The 16,170-nt window shown below is 72.3% G+C and carries 15 protein-coding genes; 7 read left to right on the top strand and 8 right to left on the bottom strand.

Translation table 11 applies throughout. The features are described 5' to 3' along the window. Window positions 1-41: 41 nt before the first annotated feature. The 3 genes from ACX9MN_RS28020 to der all read left to right on the top strand — a co-directional run bounded on the left by ACX9MN_RS28020 (window position 42) and on the right by der (window position 2,873). Window positions 42-653: an NnrU family protein gene (locus tag ACX9MN_RS28020; protein WP_100252756.1), complete on the top strand. Its 612-nt coding sequence runs from the start codon at window positions 42-44 to the stop codon at window positions 651-653. Between the two features lie 128 nt (window positions 654-781). Then, window positions 782-1,492, top strand: coding sequence for a tetratricopeptide repeat protein (locus ACX9MN_RS28015; RefSeq protein WP_091927367.1), 711 nt, complete (start codon window positions 782-784; stop codon window positions 1,490-1,492). A 31-nt stretch (window positions 1,493-1,523) separates the two neighbouring features. Then, window positions 1,524-2,873, top strand: coding sequence for a ribosome biogenesis GTPase Der (gene der, locus ACX9MN_RS28010; RefSeq protein ID WP_489726047.1), 1,350 nt, complete (start codon window positions 1,524-1,526; stop codon window positions 2,871-2,873). A gap of 123 nt (window positions 2,874-2,996) precedes the next feature. Here der and ACX9MN_RS28005 read toward each other — a convergent pair whose 3' ends face one another. From ACX9MN_RS28005 to ACX9MN_RS27985, 5 genes are all read right to left on the bottom strand, one after another. Continuing rightward, window positions 2,997-4,115: a carboxylate-amine ligase gene (locus ACX9MN_RS28005; protein ID WP_091927366.1), complete on the bottom strand. Its 1,119-nt coding sequence runs from the start codon at window positions 4,113-4,115 to the stop codon at window positions 2,997-2,999. Between the two features lie 58 nt (window positions 4,116-4,173). Continuing rightward, window positions 4,174-4,584, bottom strand: a complete 411-nt coding sequence (locus ACX9MN_RS28000; RefSeq protein ID WP_012320823.1) for a dihydrofolate reductase — start codon at window positions 4,582-4,584, stop codon at window positions 4,174-4,176. A 196-nt stretch (window positions 4,585-4,780) separates the two neighbouring features. Next, window positions 4,781-5,530 (bottom strand): SDR family NAD(P)-dependent oxidoreductase, encoded by a 750-nt coding sequence (locus ACX9MN_RS27995; protein WP_489726046.1) that lies wholly within the window; start codon window positions 5,528-5,530, stop codon window positions 4,781-4,783. 246 nt (window positions 5,531-5,776) lie between these two features. Continuing rightward, window positions 5,777-7,252 carry an amidophosphoribosyltransferase gene (gene purF / locus ACX9MN_RS27990; RefSeq protein ID WP_489726045.1) on the bottom strand — a complete coding sequence of 492 codons (1,476 nt, stop codon included), beginning with the start codon at window positions 7,250-7,252 and terminating at the stop codon, window positions 5,777-5,779. A gap of 131 nt (window positions 7,253-7,383) precedes the next feature. After that, complete coding sequence (locus ACX9MN_RS27985; protein ID WP_056523728.1) at window positions 7,384-7,992, bottom strand: CvpA family protein; 609 nt, start codon at window positions 7,990-7,992, stop codon at window positions 7,384-7,386. 276 nt (window positions 7,993-8,268) lie between these two features. Here ACX9MN_RS27985 and alr point away from each other — a divergent pair, with 276 nt between their 5' ends. Both alr and radA read left to right on the top strand, forming a co-directional pair. Next, window positions 8,269-9,378 carry an alanine racemase gene (gene alr, locus ACX9MN_RS27980; RefSeq protein ID WP_489726044.1) on the top strand — a complete coding sequence of 370 codons (1,110 nt, stop codon included), beginning with the start codon at window positions 8,269-8,271 and terminating at the stop codon, window positions 9,376-9,378. Window positions 9,379-9,423: 45 nt separating this feature from the next. Continuing rightward, window positions 9,424-10,860, top strand: coding sequence for a DNA repair protein RadA (gene radA, locus ACX9MN_RS27975; RefSeq protein WP_091681792.1), 1,437 nt, complete (start codon window positions 9,424-9,426; stop codon window positions 10,858-10,860). Window positions 10,861-10,966: 106 nt separating this feature from the next. Here the strand turns inward: radA and moaA are convergent, their stop codons facing one another. Further along, window positions 10,967-12,019, bottom strand: a complete 1,053-nt coding sequence (moaA, locus tag ACX9MN_RS27970) for a GTP 3',8-cyclase MoaA (protein WP_489726043.1) — start codon at window positions 12,017-12,019, stop codon at window positions 10,967-10,969. Window positions 12,020-12,100: 81 nt separating this feature from the next. Here moaA and ACX9MN_RS27965 point away from each other — a divergent pair, with 81 nt between their 5' ends. Together ACX9MN_RS27965 and ACX9MN_RS27960 are read left to right on the top strand one after the other, a co-directional pair. Then, entirely contained in the window at window positions 12,101-12,523 is a 423-nt protein-coding gene (locus ACX9MN_RS27965; protein WP_056523722.1) for a gamma-butyrobetaine hydroxylase family protein, read from the top strand. A gap of 173 nt (window positions 12,524-12,696) precedes the next feature. Beyond that, the gene (locus tag ACX9MN_RS27960; protein ID WP_091980002.1) at window positions 12,697-13,017 is read left to right on the top strand and encodes a cupin domain-containing protein; all 321 of its coding nucleotides are present in this window, start codon (window positions 12,697-12,699) and stop codon (window positions 13,015-13,017) included. 221 nt (window positions 13,018-13,238) lie between these two features. Here the strand turns inward: ACX9MN_RS27960 and ACX9MN_RS27955 are convergent, their stop codons facing one another. Both ACX9MN_RS27955 and mdoH read right to left on the bottom strand, forming a co-directional pair. After that, window positions 13,239-13,904, bottom strand: a complete 666-nt coding sequence (locus ACX9MN_RS27955) for a L,D-transpeptidase (RefSeq protein ID WP_091681796.1) — start codon at window positions 13,902-13,904, stop codon at window positions 13,239-13,241. A 224-nt stretch (window positions 13,905-14,128) separates the two neighbouring features. After that, window positions 14,129-16,057: a glucans biosynthesis glucosyltransferase MdoH gene (gene mdoH, locus ACX9MN_RS27950; RefSeq protein ID WP_489726042.1), complete on the bottom strand. Its 1,929-nt coding sequence runs from the start codon at window positions 16,055-16,057 to the stop codon at window positions 14,129-14,131. Between the last annotated feature and the right edge of the window lie 113 nt (window positions 16,058-16,170).

The raw sequence follows: 16,170 nt of genomic DNA, 5'->3' as shown, positions 1-16,170 counted from the left end.
CTTGCCGCCGACCGGACGCGCGGCCCGACCGAAAGTCATCCATGGTTCTCCTGATCCTCGGGCTGGTGCTGTTCCTCGGCACGCACGCCTTCTCGATGGCCCGCACCCGCCGCGCCGCGATCGTCGGCCGGATCGGCGAGGGCCGCTACAAGCTCGGCTACACCGCCCTTTCGCTGCTCGGGCTCGTGCTGATCGGGATCGGCTTCCACGATTACCGGCTCGCTGGCTACATCCCGGTCTGGGACCCGCCGGTCTGGACGCGCCACCTCGCCCTGACGCTGGTCTGGGCCGCCTTCGTGTGCCTCGCGGCCGCCTACCTGCCGGGCCATATCCGCGCCAAGGCCAAGCACCCGATGCTGCTCGCCGTGAAGATCTGGGCGACGGCACACCTCCTCGCCAACGGCGATCTCGGCTCGATACTGCTGTTCGGCGGCTTCCTCGCCTGGGCGGTGACCGCGCGGATCAGCGCCAAGCGCCGGGGCCTCGCTCCGGGGGCGGTCGCGGCCCAGCACGGCGGTCCGGCGGCGGCCCCGCTGGGCTGGCGCAACGACGTCCTGGCCCTGGTGATCGGCACGGCTGCGTGGTTCGTCTTCGCCCGCTACCTGCACTACCCGGTGATCGGCGTGCCGGTCTGGCCGGGTACCCCGGCCTGAGCCGGCCCCCGAGACGACACCCGAGGCGGCCCCGAGACATGGCCTGTCGCCAACCCGGCGCCCGTGTGTTAGGCGCGGGGCCCGAACGCGACGAGGTGGCCCGCTGAGATCATGCGGGCCGGGATAGAATGGCCGAGAACAACGAGTTCCTCCGCGAGGTCGACGAGGATTACCGCCGCGACCGGATCCTCCAGATCTGGAAGCGCTACAGCGGCGTGATCATCGCGCTCGCCGTGCTGCTGGTGGCGGGCGTCGCGGGCTGGCGCTACTGGCAGGCCCAGCAGCGCGCGGCGGCCGAGGTCGCCTCGGTGCAGTTCGACGACGCCAACCGCCTCGCCAAGGACGGCAAGGTCGCGGAGGCCGACAAGGCCTTCGACGCCCTCGAGGCGCAGGGTCCGGCGGGCTACCGCCTGCTCGCCCGGTTCCGGGCGGCGGCCGAGACCGGCAAGCGCGACCCGGCGGCCGGGGCCGCGGAGTTCGACAAGCTCGCCGACGATACCGGCCTCGGCGACGGCCTGCGCGACCTCGCGCGCCTGCGCGCCGCGCTGCTGCGCCTCGACGGGCAGAACCCGGATCCGGCGCTCGCCAACCTCCAGGGCCTCGCGGCCGGGACCCCGTTCCGCCACACCGCCCGCGAGATGCTGGGCCTCGCCGCCCTGAAGAAGGGCGATTACGAGGACGCCAGCCGCTGGTTCGACCAGATCGTGGCCGATCCCGACACGCCACGGAACCTGCGCGAGCGGATCGAGGTCTACGCGGCGATCGTGGCGGGCGGTCCCGTGACGGTGACCGCGGCCAAGCCCGAGCCCGCCGCGCCGCCCCCGCCGATTACGCGCTGATTTCATCGTCCGGACTGTCTCGAGAACCACCATGGATATGCCGACCGTCGCGATCGTCGGGAGGCCGAACGTCGGCAAGTCGACCCTGTTCAACCGCCTCGTGGGCAAGAAGCTCGCGCTGGTCGACGACCGCCCGGGCGTGACCCGCGACCGGCGCGAGGGCGACGTCGCGTTCGGCGGCCTCCAGTTCCGGGTGATCGACACCGCCGGCCTGGAAGAGGCCGACGAGAAGACCCTCACGGGCCGGATGCGGATGCAGACCGAGGCGGCGATCCTCGCCGCCGACGTGGTCCTGTTCGTGATCGACGCCCGCGCCGGCGTGCTTCCGGCCGACCAGCCCTTCGCTGAGCTGGTGCGCCGCGCCGGCTGCCCGGTGATCCTGATCGCCAACAAGGCCGAGGGCGGCGCCGGCCTCGCCGGCGCCTACGAGGCCTTCACCCTCGGGCTCGGCGACCCGATCCCGTTCTCCGCCGAGCACGGCGAGGGCCTGGGCGAGCTGCACGAGGCGCTCAAGGGCGCCCTGCCCCAGCGCGACGAGGACGAGGATTCCGACGACGACGCCCCCGGCGGCCGCGCCCTGAAGGTTGCGATCGTGGGCCGCCCGAATGCCGGCAAGTCGACCCTGATCAACAACATGCTCGGCGAGGACCGGCTGCTCGTCGGCCCCGAGGCCGGCATCACCCGCGACTCGATCTCCCTGGACTGGGAGTGGCGCGGGCGGCGGATCAAGCTGCACGACACCGCCGGGATGCGCCGCCGCGCCCGGATCGACGACAAGCTGGAGAAGCTCGCGGTCTCGGACGGCCTGCGCGCCGTGCGCTTCGCCGAGGTGGTGGTGGTGCTCCTCGACGCGACGATCCCGTTTGAGAAGCAGGACCTCACCATCGTCGACCTCGTCGAGAGCGAGGGCCGCGCCCTGGTGATCGGCCTCAACAAGTGGGATCTGGTCGCCGACCAGCCGGGCCTGCTCAAGCAGCTCCGCGAGGATTGCACCCGGCTGCTGCCGCAGGTGCGCGGCGTCGGGGTCGTGCCGCTCTCGGGTCTCGCGGGCGACGGTGTCGACAAGCTGATGCAGGCGGTGGTGCAGGCCGCCGAGGTCTGGGACCGGCGCGTCTCGACCTCGCGCATCAACGACTGGCTGAACGAGGCCACCTCCCGCAACCCGCCGCCGGCGGTGTCGGGCCGGCGGATCAAGATCCGCTACGCCACCCAGGTGAAGAGCCGGCCGCCGCACTTCGCGCTGTTCGGCAACCAGCTCAACGCCCTGCCGAAATCCTACACGCGCTACCTCGTGAACGGCCTGCGCGAGGCGTTCGACCTGCCGGGCACGCCGATCCGCCTGTCCCTGCGCACCTCACAGAACCCGTTCGACAAGGGCTGATCCGAGCTCCGGTCGTCCTTGCGAGCGGAGCGAAGCAACCCAGTGTCGCGCCGCGCTGGTCGAGGTCGCGGCACCCCGGGTCACGTCGCTCCGCTCGTGATGACGGCGCGGATGCGGCAGTGCTCAGCGCGCCGCGTCGGCGATCCAGTCCACCGCGGCCGCCAGCGCGGCGCGCTCGTCCTGATCCGCGGCGAGCGCGGCCTCGTAGGCCGCGATCTGCCCGTCCGCGCTGGTCCCCTCGGCCACGATCGCCCGCGCGCGGGCCACGTCCGCCGCGCAGCCGAGGGCGTCCGCGTCCTCGGCCACCAGCGTGAGCACCGCCTCCAGCGCCTCGGCGAACGGCACGGCCTCGCCGCGCGCCTCGTCGATCAGGGACGCGGCGACGCCGCTGTGCTGGGCGCGCCAGAGGTTCTCCGAGGCCAGCGCCCGCGAGACGCCGTCGAGCCCGGCATGGAGGTCCGGCCGGCGCGCGCACAGGCGCACGAGGCAGCGGAACAGCGCGGCGACGCAGAGCGAATCGTCGAGGCGCGTGCAGGCGTCGGCGATGCGCAGCTCCAGGGTCGGGAACTTGATGGAGGGCCGCAGCGACCACCACAGGAAGCTCGCGTCCGCGATGGCGCCCGACCGGGTCATGATGGCGACGAACCGCGCGTGGGCGTCCGAGTCAGTGAACAGTTCCGGCAGGCCGGTGCGCGGCAATTCCCCGAAGACGCTGAGCCGGTAGGCCCGCAGGCCCGTCGCCTCGCCCTGCCAGAACGGCGAGGAGGCCGACAGCGCGAGCAGCAGCGGCTGGAACGGCAGCAGCCGGTTCATCAGGTCGACCCGGGCGTCGGGGTCCGGAACCTGGACGTGGACGTGCATGCCGCAGATCAGGGCCCGCCGCGCCGCGATGCCGACATCCGACAGGATGCCCTTGTAGCGCGCGCCGTCGGTGGCGGTCTGGCGCGACCAGCGCGCGAGGGGGTGCGTGCCGCAGGCCAGCAGCCGGAGGCCGTTCTCGGCCGCGATCCCGGCGAGCTGCGCCCGCTGGCCGCCGAGGTTGTCGCGGGCGGCCGCCGCGTCGGTGAGCGGCGGCGTGCAGACCTCGACCTGCGCAGCGACCAGCTCGCGGCCCGTCTCGGGGAGCTCCGCCTTGACCCGCGCGTGGAAGGCGGCGAGGTCGCCCCGCGGCGTCCCCCGGGTCTCGGCATCGGCCAGGAAGTACTCCTCCTCGATGCCGAAGCGGTAGCTGGGGGCGCTCATCGTGGTCTCCGGAAACGCGACGCGTGCGCCAACGCGCCGGCCCGCAGGAAGGTGCCGCTCAGGGCGTCCGCAGCGGCCCGCCGACCAGCCAGGCGGGGTCGAACCAGCGGTCGGCCTCGCCGTCGTAGGGCAGGCGCGTGATGTCCCAGTTCTGGATGTACCGCGCGTAGACGTTCCACACCGCGATCCCGCCGCCGACGAAGATCCGCCGCCCGGGATAGCGCTTGAGCACCGCCTCCGGATCCTCGTGGCTGCGGATCACGTCGATGGTGCGGTCCTTGAAGGCGAATTCGGGTACCGAGGCCACCGTCTTCGGCCCGGCGATCAGCACGTGGCCCATGGTGAGGGCGAAGAAGCGCGTGACGTCCTCCACGAAGAGCGGGTCGGTGTTGCCCTCCCAGGGCAGGTGGCCGTTGAGGCCGAGCTGGCCTCGCAGGCCGATCGCGCAGATGCAGCGGACGTCGATCATCGTGATGAACTCAGAGAGGAAGATCAGGCCCGTCCCATACAACCCCTCATCCCGAGATGCCCGCGCGAGCGGACCGCGAAGGAGGGCTCCAGGGATCGCGCGACCTCCGGGCCGTTCTCTCGAGGCCTCCGCTTCGCTCCGGCACCTCAGGATGAGGCAGGCGGTGGGATGTGCGTTCGAATAGCAGCGCAGGGGCTCACTCGGGTGCGCGGAAACTCAGCACCCGGTCTGTGGGGAAATCGTAGAGCTTGCCGGTCTCGGCCCAGTCCGGCGCCGCGAGCCGCACGAAATGGGGGGCGAGCTCCTCGGGCGTCCGGAGGGTCTCGGGGTCCTCGCCGGGCATGGCCGAGCGGCGCATGCCGGTCCGCAGGGGGCCGGGATTGAGCAGCATGGCCCGGATCGCCGTGCTCTCGTTCTCGGCCGCGTAGGTCCGCACCAGGGCCTCCAGTGCCGCCTTCGAGACCGAGTAGGGCCCCCAGTAGGGCCGGCACTTCGAGGCCGCCCCCGACGAGACGAAGATCGCGCGGCCCGCGTCCGACATGCGCAGCAGCGGGTCGAGGGAGCGGATCAGGCGCCAGTTGGCGGTGACGTTCACGTCCATCACCTGCCCCCAGATCTTCGGGGTGATGTGGCCGATCGGCATGAGCGCGCCGAGGATGCCGGCATTGGCGACCAGGATGTCGAGGCGCTTCCAGCGCTCGTTGATCGCCGCGCCGAGGCGGTCGATGGCGTCGTAGTCGGCGAGGTCGAACGGCACCAGGGTGGCGCTGGAGCCGGCGGCGCGGATCGCGTCGTCGAGCTCCTCGAGGGCGCCCACGGTCCGGGCCACCGCGATGACGTGCGCGCCGGCCCCGGCCAGCGCGAGGGCGGCGGCGCGCCCGATGCCGCGGGACGCGCCGGTGACGACCGCGACGCGGCCTTCCAGGGGTCTTTGGGAGTCAGCCATGGGGAGCACGTAGCGCATTCCCGCGCCAAGGGTCGAGGAGTCCGGTTTCAAATGGCCAGTAACCGGGCCCTTTCGACCACTTTCGGTCGATGGCCCCGACCCGCGTCTTTGCGAGCGCAGCGAAGCAATCCAGGCGGCGCCATGCTCACCGATGTTGCGCTACCCTGGATTGCTTCGCTCCGCTCGCAAAGACGGCTGTGCCGAAGCCGTGTTTCTGCTTTGCCGGTCGCGCCCTTCCGGAGAGGCTCAGTCGGCCTCGGCCAGCATGGCGAAGCGCTTCGGGCCGGCGATGGTCAGGTCGGTCAGGCCCGTCGGGTAGTCGCCCGTGAAGCAGTGGTCGGTGTATTGCGGGCAGGCCGCGTTGCGCGCCTCCTCGCCCATCGCCCGGTAGAGGCCGGGGATCGACAGGAAGGCCAGCGAATCGGCGCCGATATACTTGCGCATCGCCTCGAGATCGTGGGTCGCGGCGAGCAGCTTCTCCCGCTCGGGCGTGTCGATCCCGTAGAAGTCCGGGTAGGTGATGGGCGGCGAGGCGATCCGGAAATGCACCTCCGCGGCGCCGGCCTCGCGCATCATCCGGACGATCTTCACCGAGGTCGTGCCGCGCACGAGGCTGTCGTCCACGAGGACGATGCTCTTGCCCTCGATCGCCGCGCGGTTGGCCGAGTGCTTCATCCGGACGCCGAGCTCGCGCACCGACTGGGTCGGCTGGATGAAGGTCCGGCCGACATAGTGGTTGCGGATGATGCCCATCTCGAACGGGATCCCGGTCTCCTGCGAGAAGCCGAGCGCCGCCGGCACCCCGGAATCCGGCACCGGCACGACGATGTCGGCGGGCGCCGCGGCCTCGCGGGCCAGCTCCCGGCCGATCGCCTTGCGCACCGCGTAGACGCTCTTGCCGTTCACCACCGAGTCCGGCCGGGCGAAGTAGATGTACTCGAAGATGCAGGGCCGCATCGGCACGGCGTCGGCGAAGCGGATCGACTCGATCCCCTCCTCGGAGATCACCACGATCTCGCCATTCTCGATGTCGCGCACGAAGCGGGCGCCGATGATGTCGAGCGCGCAGGTCTCGGAGGCCAGCATGTAGCGGCCGTCGAGCTCACCCAGCACCAGCGGGCGGATGCCCAGCGGGTCGCGGGCGCCGATCAGCTTCTTGTTGGTGAGCGCCACGATCGCGTAGGCGCCCTGGATCGCCTGCAGGGCGTCGATGAACCGCTCGATGATCCGCGGCTTCCGCGAGCGGGCCGCGAGGTGCAGGATCACCTCCGTGTCGGAGGTCGACTGCGTGATCGCGCCGTCGCGCACGAGGTCGCGGCGGATCGACAGGGCGTTGGTCAGGTTGCCGTTGTGGGCGACCGCGAGGCCGCCGCTGGCGAGCTCGGCGAAGAGCGGCTGGACGTTGCGCAGGATCGTGCCGCCAGTGGTCGAGTAGCGCACGTGCCCGATGGCGGCGCGGCCCTTGAGGCGGGCGATCGTGTCCCCGTCCGAGAAGGAATCACCGACGAGGCCGGGGCGTCGCTCGGAGTGGAACACCGCGCCGTCGAAGGAGACGATGCCGGCCGCCTCCTGGCCCCGGTGCTGCAGGGCGTGCAGGCCCAGCGCGACGATCGCCGAGGCGTCCGGATGGCCGAAGATGCCGAAGACGCCGCACTCCTCGCGGAGCGTGTCGCCGTCGAGATCGAGATCGAAGGTGTCGGTGGTGGCGGCGGCGTGTGACATGGGGCTGTCGATCACTCACAGATCCCGGCGGCGACGGGCCGGCGCGCCGGTCGTCGCGGAAGCAATCCGTACACCACCGGAACCGCTATCTAGGCGTTCCGCGCGACGAGACCTACGGCGAATACCGCAGATCAGCGTCGCGTCGGGGTCGGCGCGGTCTCGGTCCGGCGCTGCGGCGCCGCGTCGGTCTCGGCCGGGGCGTCGGCGGAATCGCTCGGCGGCGCGCCGGTCTTCGGCTTCTTGAACTGCTTGAGGAAGCCTTCCGGATTCTCGGGCAGCTGCGCCACCAGGGCGTCGCCGGACTTCTCCAGCATCGGGCGCGTGCGGGCCTGGGCGGCCCAGTCCGGCACCTTGCCCTGCACCAGCCACGACAGGAACACCCAGCCGATCACGCAGATCAGGAACCCGCGGGCCGCGCCGAACAGGAAGCCGAGGGAGCGGTCGACCGCGCCGATCCGCGAGTCGAGCACGACGTCGGAGATCTTCACCGTGATGATCGACACGACGATCAGGGTGCCGAGGAAGATCGCCGCGATCGAGGCGACGAGCGCCACGGTGTCGCTGTTCACGTGCTGCTTCACGGTGGGCAGCAGCATGGGGTGGAGCGTCCACGCGACCGCGGCGGCCGCCACCCAGGCGACGATCGCCAGGACCTCGCGGGTCACACCACGCACGGCCGCGAGCAGCGCGGAGACCGCGACGATGCCGAGCACGGCGAGATCCAGGACGGTAAACGGCATCGTTGAGCTTTTTGGTACCCGCGGGGATAGCGCGTCGGCCGTGCGGCTCCCCCGGACCGCGGCGGATTTATACCAAGCCCGACCTCGGCCGTCACCCTGGCGCGCCCGCCTGATCGCGCGCCTGTGCCGTCCATGCATCAGACCGTGCATCGGACGCGCCGATCACCGTGGCGCGCGCCGCCGCGCGGAATGCCCGGCTCCACCCGGGCACCGTCCCGGTGCTATGGGTCGCGCCCGGGGTCCGGTCCGCGCGTCCGGACTCCCGGTGGCGAATGGATGGAGGCGTTCCGCGTGTCCGAGGCCGGACCTGTGACGGAGATCGGCGCCCACGGCGCCCGGCTGACGATCGACCTCGGGGCGATCGCGGCCAACTGGCGGATCCTGGCGGCCCGCGGCGCGGGCGCCGACTGCGCCGCCGTGGTGAAGGCCGACGCCTACGGCTGCGGCGTCGGCCGCGTCGGGCCGGCCCTGTGGGCCGCCGGATGCCGGACCTTCTTCGTCGCGCACCTGTCCGAGGGCGTCGCCGCCCGGGCCGCCCTGCCGGACGCCGCGATCTACGTCCTGAACGGTCTGCCCCCGGGCGCCGCGGCGGCCTTCGCGGCCCACGGTCTGCGCCCGGTGCTCGGCAGCGTCGAGGAGCTGTCGGACTGGGCGGCGTTCCCGGGGAACCGGCCGCCCGCGGCGCTCCACGTCGATACCGGCATGAACCGGCTCGGCCTGTCGGTGCCCGAGACGCTGGACCTCGCCGGGGACGCGCGGATCGCGGCCGCCGGGATCGACCTGCTGCTCAGCCACTTCGTCAGCGCCGAGAAGCCGGAGGACCCGGTCAACGCCCGGCAGATCGCCGATTTCGCCCGGGTCCGGGCGGCCTATCCCGGGCTCCGGGCCTCGCTGGCGAACTCGTCCGGGGTCTTCCTCGACGGGGCCCGGCACGACCTGCTGCGGCCGGGCTACGCCCTGTTCGGCGGCAACCCGACGCCGGGCGCCGCGAACCCGATGCGCCCGGTGGTGCGGCTGGAGGCGGCGATCGCGCAGGTGCGCGGCGTCGCGGCCGGTGCCACCGCGGGCTATAACGGCCGCTGGACCGCCGCCGCGCCGAGCCGGCTGGCGACGCTCTCGCTCGGCTACGCCGACGGCTTCCCCCGGGCGATCAGTGGCCGCGGCCACGCGCTGGTCGGCGGCGTCCCGTGCCCGATCCTGGGCCTCGTCTCCATGGACCTGATCATCCTCGACGTCACGGCGGCACCCGCGGCCCGGCGCGGCGCGGAAGCGGTGCTGATCGGCGACAGCCTCGACATCGACGCGGTCGGCCGCGCCGCCGGCACGATCGGGTACGAGATCCTGACCGGGCTGGGTTCTCGGTATGTTCGAACTTATGTAGGCTGACGCGACTCCACCCTGACACGCCGGATCGCCGGCGCCCGGACCCGTATGGCCAAGATCCACCAGACCTTCGTCTGCCAGTCCTGCGGGGCGGTCTACAATCGCTGGCGCGGACGCTGCGAGGCCTGCAACGGCTGGAACACGATCGTCGAGGAGGCGCCCTCGGCCCCCGGCCAGTCCGGCCCCGCCGCGACCCGGCCGTCGCGCAATCGCGGCCGGGTCTTCCCCCTCGAGGGCCTGACCGGCGAGGCCAAGGAGGCGCCGCGCATCCCCTCGGGGATCGGCGAGCTCGACCGGGTGACCGGGGGCGGCTTCGTGCGCGGCTCGGTGATCCTGCTCGGCGGCGATCCCGGCATCGGCAAGTCGACCCTGCTGATGCAGGCCTCGGCCGCCATGGCGGGCACGGGCGAGCGGGTCGCCTACATCTCGGGCGAGGAGGCGGTCGGGCAGGTGCGCCTGCGGGCCGAGCGGCTGGGCCTGAGCGCGCGCCCGGTCCAGCTCGCCGCCGAGACCAACGTCGAGGACATCGTCGAGACCCTGAGCCAGGGGCGCCCGCCCGCGCTCGCGATCATCGACTCGATCCAGACCATGTGGACCGAGACGGTGGAATCGGCCCCCGGCACGGTCACGCAGGTGCGCTCCTCCGCGCAGGCGCTGATCCGCTTCGCCAAGACCACCGGCACGGCGGTGATCCTGGTCGGCCACGTCACCAAGGACGGGCAGATTGCCGGTCCCCGCGTGGTGGAGCACATGGTCGACGCGGTCGCCTCCTTCGAGGGTGACCAGGGCCACCATTTCCGCATCCTGCGCGCCGTGAAGAACCGGTTCGGGCCCACCGACGAGATCGGCGTGTTCGAGATGACCGACGCGGGCCTCAGCGAGGTGCCGAACCCCTCCGCCCTGTTCCTGGCGGGCCGCGACCATCAGGCGGCGGGCACCGCGGTCTTCGCCGGCATGGAAGGCACGCGGCCGCTGCTGGTGGAGATCCAGGCGCTGGTGGCGCCCTCGTCGCTCGGCATGCCCCGGCGCGCCGTGGTCGGCTGGGACCCGAATCGGCTGTCGATGGTGCTCGCCGTGCTGGAAGCCCACGGCGGCATCCGGCTCGGCAGCCACGACGTCTATTTGAATGTTGCCGGAGGCTTGCGCATCACCGAGCCGGCAGCGGATCTGGCGGTGGCGGCAGCGCTGGTCTCATCGCTGTCGGGGGCCGTGCTGCCGCCCGAGACGGTCTATTTCGGCGAGATCGGCCTGTCGGGGGCGATCCGGCCCGTGGCGCAGGCCGGCTCCCGGCTGAAGGAGGCGCAGAAGCTCGGCTTCGCCAAGGCGCTGATCCCGCAGGGCCGCGGCGAGGGCGAGAAGGCGCTCTCCGTGGAGACGCTCCGCCACATCGCCGACCTGGTGGCGGGGATCAGCGCAGGCGCGCCGCGGCGGGGATCCGGCCAGCGCGGGCGGCAGCAGGCCCGCTACGCCGACGAGGAGATGTGAGCGCGTCCGTCCTTGCGAGCGCAGCGAAGCAATCCAGGGATGCGCTACGGTCGGGAAGGGCCCGCTGCCCTGGGTTGCTTCGCTGCGCTCGCAAAGACGGAGGCGGTCAGCCCCCCGTCACGCTCATGTGCCGCGGCACGGCGGCCGGGCGCTGGCGCTCGATGACGAAGTCGTGGCCCTTGGGCTTGCGGGTGATTGCCTCGACCACCGCCGCGGCCAGCACCGCGTCGTCCTGGGAGGCGCGCAGGACCGCGCGCAGGTCGGCCGAATCCTCCTGGCCGAGGCACATGTAGAGCTGGCCCGTGCAGGTCAGGCGGACCCGGTTGCAGCTCTCGCAGAAATTATGGGTCAGCGGCGTGATGAAGCCGAGCTTCCCGCCGGTCTCCTCGACCCGCACGTAGCGCGCCGGGCCGCCGGTGCGGTCGGGCAGCGGCGTCAGGGTGTAGCGGGTCTCCAGGCGCTGCCGGGCGACCGACAGGGGCAGGAACTGGTCGGTCCGGTCCGCCTCGATCTCGCCGAGCGGCATCACCTCGATCAGCGTCATGTCCATGCCGAGGCCGTGCGCCCAGGCGATCATGCCGGGGATCTCGTCGGCGTTGATGTCGCGGAGCGCCACCGCGTTGATCTTCACCTTCATCCCGGCGGCCCGCGCCGCCGCGATGCCGTCGAGCACCACCTTGAGGTCGCCGCGCCGAGTGATCTCCCGGAACTTGTCCGGATCGAGGGTGTCGAGCGAGACGTTGATCCGGCGCACGCCCAGGCTCGCCAGCTCGTCGGCGTAGCGGGTAAGCTGCGTGCCGTTGGTAGTGAGCGTCAGCTCCTCCAGCGCCCCCGAATCGAGGTGGCGCGAGAGCCGGCGGAACAGGTGCATGATGTCGCGGCGCACGAGCGGCTCGCCGCCGGTGATCCGGAGTTTGCGCACGCCCCGGGCGATGAACACGCCGCAGAGCCGGTCCAGCTCCTCCAGGGTCAGCAGGTCGCGCTTGGGCAGGAACTCCATGTGCTCGGACATGCAGTAGGCGCAGCGCAGGTCGCAGCGATCCGTCACCGAGATGCGCAGGTACGAGATCGCCCGCTGGAACGGGTCGATCAGCGGCGCGGGCCCGGCGGGCGCGCCGACCGCGGACGTCTGCGGCGTCAGGGAGCTGTCATCGAGCATCGTCCGGCATATGATGCCACCGGCGGTCGCGGGCAAGCCGATCCCGCGCCGCAGTCCCAGATTGCGTGAGGAGTGTGACCCGTGAGCGAGGATCTGTGGCCGACCGAGATCCGCCTGTCGGCCGACCGGCGGGTGCTCAACGTCGCCTTCGAGGATGGGGCGCGCTACGCCCTGCCGGCCGAGTACCTGCGGGTGTCGAGCCCCTCGGCCGAGGTGCAGGGGCACTCGCCGCTGGAGCGGAAGGTGATCGGCGGCAAGCGCGCCGTGGCCATCCTGGCGGTGGAGCCGGTCGGCAACTACGCGGTGAAGCTCGGCTTCGACGACATGCACGACACCGGCATCTACGGCTGGGGCTACCTCCACACGCTGGGCCGCGAGTACGAGACGCGCTGGAACACCTATCTCGGCGAGCTCGCCGAGCGGGGACTGGACCGCGAGACCGCGCGCACCGCCCCGGTGAAGCAGGGCGGGGGCTGCGGGTCGGGCTCGTGCGGCTGCCACTGAGGGCAGCCGCTCCCGCTTACTCCGGCCCCGAGCCTCGTCTTTGCGAGCGGAGCGAAGCAATCCAGAGTGGCGCCACGATTTTCGGCGTCGCGCATCCCTGGGTCGCTTCGCTGCGCTCGTGATGACGGCGGCGTCGAGCCGCGCACCCGTCAGCCCGCACCTTCGGAGCCGCCATGGCCTTCGCCTGCACCATCCCCGCGACGCCCACGATCCAGCAGGACGACGCCGCCGTGCGCATCACCCGCTGGGATTTCCCGCCCGGCGGCGTGACCGGCTGGCACGAGCACGGCTGGCCCTACTTCGTGGTGATGCTGGTGGACGGGATCCTGCGCGTCCACGATGGCGCGGCGGTCAGCGAGACGGCGCTCGCGGCCGGGCAATCGTACATGCGTCCCGCGGGCATCCGGCACGACGTGATGAACGGGTCCGACCACCCGATCGCGTTCATCGAGATCGAGGTGAAGCGTCCGGACGCGCTGGTCACGCTGCCGTGATCCGGTTTCCGTTTGAACGCTTCGGTTGATGTGCCTATCCCGTCATCACGAGCGAAGCGAAGTGACCCAGGGCAGCGCGACCTCTGCAGGCGTGGCGCCGCTGGATTGCTTCGCTCCGCTCGCAAAAGACGGCCGTGCCGAAGCCATCAACCGGAAACCCTACGAAACGCAAAAAGGGCCGACCTCGCGGCCGGCCCCCTCGTCGAAGCTCCGAAAAGGAATCAGCGCTGGACGATGACCTTCGTGCCGACCTTGGCGCGGGTGTAGAGGTCCGTCACGTCGTCGTTGGTCATGCGGATGCAGCCCGACGAGACGGCGGTGCCGATCGTCTCCGGCTCGTTGGAGCCGTGGATGCGGTAGATCGAGCCGCCGAGATACATGGCGCGGGCGCCGAGCGGGTTCTCGAGGCCGCCCTTCATGTAGCGCGGCAGGTCGGGCCGGCGCTTCAGCATGGTCGACGGCGGGCGCCAATCCGGCCACTCGCGCTTCATCGTGATGGTCTGCACACCGCCCCAGGTGAAGCCCGGCCGGCCGACGCCGACGCCGTAGCGCAGGGCCTGGCCGCCGCCGAGCACGTAGTAGAGCCGCCGCTCGGCGGTGGAGACGACGATCGTGCCGGCGCCGTAGGGGCCGTTATACGCCACCGTCTCGCGCGGGATCGCCGACATCTGCGGGACCGCCGCGTCGGCGCTCAGCGGGTCGGCGGGATTCAGGGCGGCGTTGGCCACCGGCACCGCGACGGTCTCGACGGCCTGCGGGCGGACGCGCACGGTGAGCGCGTCGTTCAGCGGCTGGCGGGTCAGCGGGTCGATCTCGTAGGCCAGTGCCGGCGCGGCGCAGGCGGCCGCGCCGAGAAGCCCGATCAGGGCGGGGAGAAAACGACGCATCAAAGCCTCTCGGGGCAGGCGCGGACTATGGCGGGAACGCGGCGAAGACCGCGGCACGATGCCGTGCCGATCCTCGCCAAGGGGTAAACGCTCGCGCCTCAAATCCAAGCCTGAAACCGCCCGGCCGGGGCGGTTCCGCCCGCCCGTGACTCGATGGCAACACTGTGGCAGCTTGGCCGTAAGAGCCTGGATGACGGGCGCGGATCCGCGCGTTCGCCCCCCCGTCAGGCCTCGTCGGCGGCGAGCCAGATCGCCGGCTCGCGCGCGGCCGGGCGGAGCGGGGCCGGCGCGGCGGGCAGGCCGCGCAGCTGGGCGAGTTCGGCGAGTTCCGGCGCCTGCGCGGTGTCGTCGGCGTTCAGGAACAGACCCCGCGCCCGGGCGGCGCGGCCGAGATCGGCGCGGCTGGTCCAGACGCTCTGGGCCGGGCTCGTGAGCAGCGCCAGGGCGATCGGCGCCAGCCAGAGGGCGAGCCACGGGTTCCCGACGAGGACCAGGGCGAGCACCATCAGTGCGCCGACCACCACGGCGTCGGCCTGGAGCCGGAACGCCTCCGCCCAGGAGACCTGCCGGTCGTCCCGGTCCTGCGTCTCCCAGCGGACCACCCGGCCGAAGAAGGTCGAGACCACGGCGCCGGCGGTGAATAGGGTCAGGACCGGCCACAGGACCACCCACACCGCCTGCTCCAGGGCGGCGCTCGCGAGCAGCGCCCGCGTGCCGCCGAAGGCCGCCCGGCGCTCCGGCGAAGCGAGGACGTGGCCGAGGCTCAGGAGCTTGGGCAGGGCCAGCACGGCGACGCTGAGGGCGGCGAGCGCGTGGGCGGCGGCGCCCTGCCCGGTCAGCCCGTAGGCCAGGAGGCCGAGATCGCCGGTCCGGGCGGCCTGCCACGCGGCGAGGCCCAGGAAGGCGATCCAGAGCGGCAGCACCCCGTAGGAGAGGATGCCGACGAAGAGGTGCCAGCGGCTCGCGCCGTGAAGGCCCGCCCAGGGCAGCACCCGCAGGTGCTGGAGGTTGCCCTGGCACCAGCGGCGCTCGCGGCCGAGCAGGTCGACGAGGTTGGTGGGCATCTCCTCCCAGGTGCCGCCCATCTCGGGCAGCAGCCGCACCTCCCAGCCGGCGCGCACCATCAGCGCGCCCTCGACGATGTCGTGGCAGAGGATCTCGCCGCCGAGCGGCTCCCGGCCCGGGAGCTTCGGGAGCTGCGCGTTCTCCGCGAAGGCCTCGACCCGCAGGATCGCGTTGTGGCCCCAGTAGCTGCCCTCCGGGCCCTGCCAGGTCTCCAGGCAGCGCAGGGCCAGCGGCGCGTAGAGCCGGACGGCGAATTGCTGGATGCGGGCGAAGAGCGTGTCCCGGCCGGCCGCGTACGACACGGTCTGGATCAGGCCGGTGCGCGGGCTCGCCTGCATCAGCCCGACGAGCCGGCCCATGGCCGCGCCGGTCATCAGGCTGTCGGCGTCCAGCACGATCATGAAGGCGTACTCGCCGCCGTAGGTGCGGCAGAACTCGCCGATATTGCCGGCCTTGCGGCCGACATTCTCCGTCCGGCGCCGGTAGCGGATCCGCGGCAGCGCCGGGTCGGAGGCCGCCCAGGCCTGGATGCGGGCGTACTCGTGCTCCTCCACAGCGGCGATCGCGCCGTCCCGTGTGTCGGAGAGGACGAAGATGTCGATGCCCCGCGCCTCGGCGCGGGCGAGCGACCGGGCCATCACCCGCAGGCGGGCGAAGACCGCGACCGCGTCCTCGGCGTGGATCGCCACCACGGCGGCGGTGCGTCCGGCCCCGGCCGGCACGGCGCCCGCCTGCTCGGAGCGGCGCTCCAGCGCGGACGTCGCCCGGTCGCCCAGGAGGGCCGCGACGAACCCGTAGACGTACTGGCAGGCGACGAAGGCCTGCCAGCCCATCACGAGGCCGAACAGCACCAGGACCGCCCAGGCCAGCGGGCTGACACCCGCCGGGTAGGCGAGCGCGGCGAGCCAGACGAGGCCGCCGGCGGTGGCGAGGCTCGGGACGGCCAGGGCGAGGCGGCGGGCGCGCAGGGCGCCGCGCGGCGCGTCGGTCCAGACCTCGCGGCAGGCTGCGTTCTCCGACGGATCGGGTATGGCGGGAGCCGCGTTCCGGTGCGACCGCTCGGCGGAGGAGGTGACGCGTGACGACATGGCGCGAGGAACTCGACCGTGGAAGGCTGCCGGCCGCCCGGCCGTGCGGGGCCGGGAACCGATGACCGTGGATATCGATGTGCGGGGTGAGGATACGGAGCCGACCCGGCAGC

The sequence above is a fragment of the Methylobacterium sp. 1A genome (assembly GCF_058072805.1).
The sequence above is the reverse complement of the archived record's forward strand: the minus strand, read 5'-3'. Positions and strand labels throughout refer to the sequence as shown.

What these genes read in the sequence shown, in the direction of transcription:
- ACX9MN_RS28020 (WP_100252756.1), top strand. Translation starts at nt 42, where the DNA reads ATGGTTCTCCTGATCCTCGGGCTGGTGCTGTTCCTCGGCACGCACGCC.
- ACX9MN_RS28015 (WP_091927367.1), top strand. Translation starts at nt 782, where the DNA reads ATGGCCGAGAACAACGAGTTCCTCCGCGAGGTCGACGAGGATTACCGC.
- der (WP_489726047.1), top strand. Translation starts at nt 1,524, where the DNA reads ATGGATATGCCGACCGTCGCGATCGTCGGGAGGCCGAACGTCGGCAAG.
- ACX9MN_RS28005 (WP_091927366.1), bottom strand. Translation starts at nt 4,115, where the DNA reads ATGAGCGCCCCCAGCTACCGCTTCGGCATCGAGGAGGAGTACTTCCTG.
- ACX9MN_RS28000 (WP_012320823.1), bottom strand. Translation starts at nt 4,584, where the DNA reads ATGATCGACGTCCGCTGCATCTGCGCGATCGGCCTGCGAGGCCAGCTC.
- ACX9MN_RS27995 (WP_489726046.1), bottom strand. Translation starts at nt 5,530, where the DNA reads ATGGCTGACTCCCAAAGACCCCTGGAAGGCCGCGTCGCGGTCGTCACC.
- purF (WP_489726045.1), bottom strand. Translation starts at nt 7,252, where the DNA reads ATGTCACACGCCGCCGCCACCACCGACACCTTCGATCTCGATCTCGAC.
- ACX9MN_RS27985 (WP_056523728.1), bottom strand. Translation starts at nt 7,992, where the DNA reads ATGCCGTTTACCGTCCTGGATCTCGCCGTGCTCGGCATCGTCGCGGTC.
- alr (WP_489726044.1), top strand. Translation starts at nt 8,269, where the DNA reads ATGGAGGCGTTCCGCGTGTCCGAGGCCGGACCTGTGACGGAGATCGGC.
- radA (WP_091681792.1), top strand. Translation starts at nt 9,424, where the DNA reads ATGGCCAAGATCCACCAGACCTTCGTCTGCCAGTCCTGCGGGGCGGTC.
- moaA (WP_489726043.1), bottom strand. Translation starts at nt 12,019, where the DNA reads ATGCTCGATGACAGCTCCCTGACGCCGCAGACGTCCGCGGTCGGCGCG.
- ACX9MN_RS27960 (WP_091980002.1), top strand. Translation starts at nt 12,697, where the DNA reads ATGGCCTTCGCCTGCACCATCCCCGCGACGCCCACGATCCAGCAGGAC.
- ACX9MN_RS27955 (WP_091681796.1), bottom strand. Translation starts at nt 13,904, where the DNA reads ATGCGTCGTTTTCTCCCCGCCCTGATCGGGCTTCTCGGCGCGGCCGCC.
- mdoH (WP_489726042.1), bottom strand. Translation starts at nt 16,057, where the DNA reads ATGTCGTCACGCGTCACCTCCTCCGCCGAGCGGTCGCACCGGAACGCG.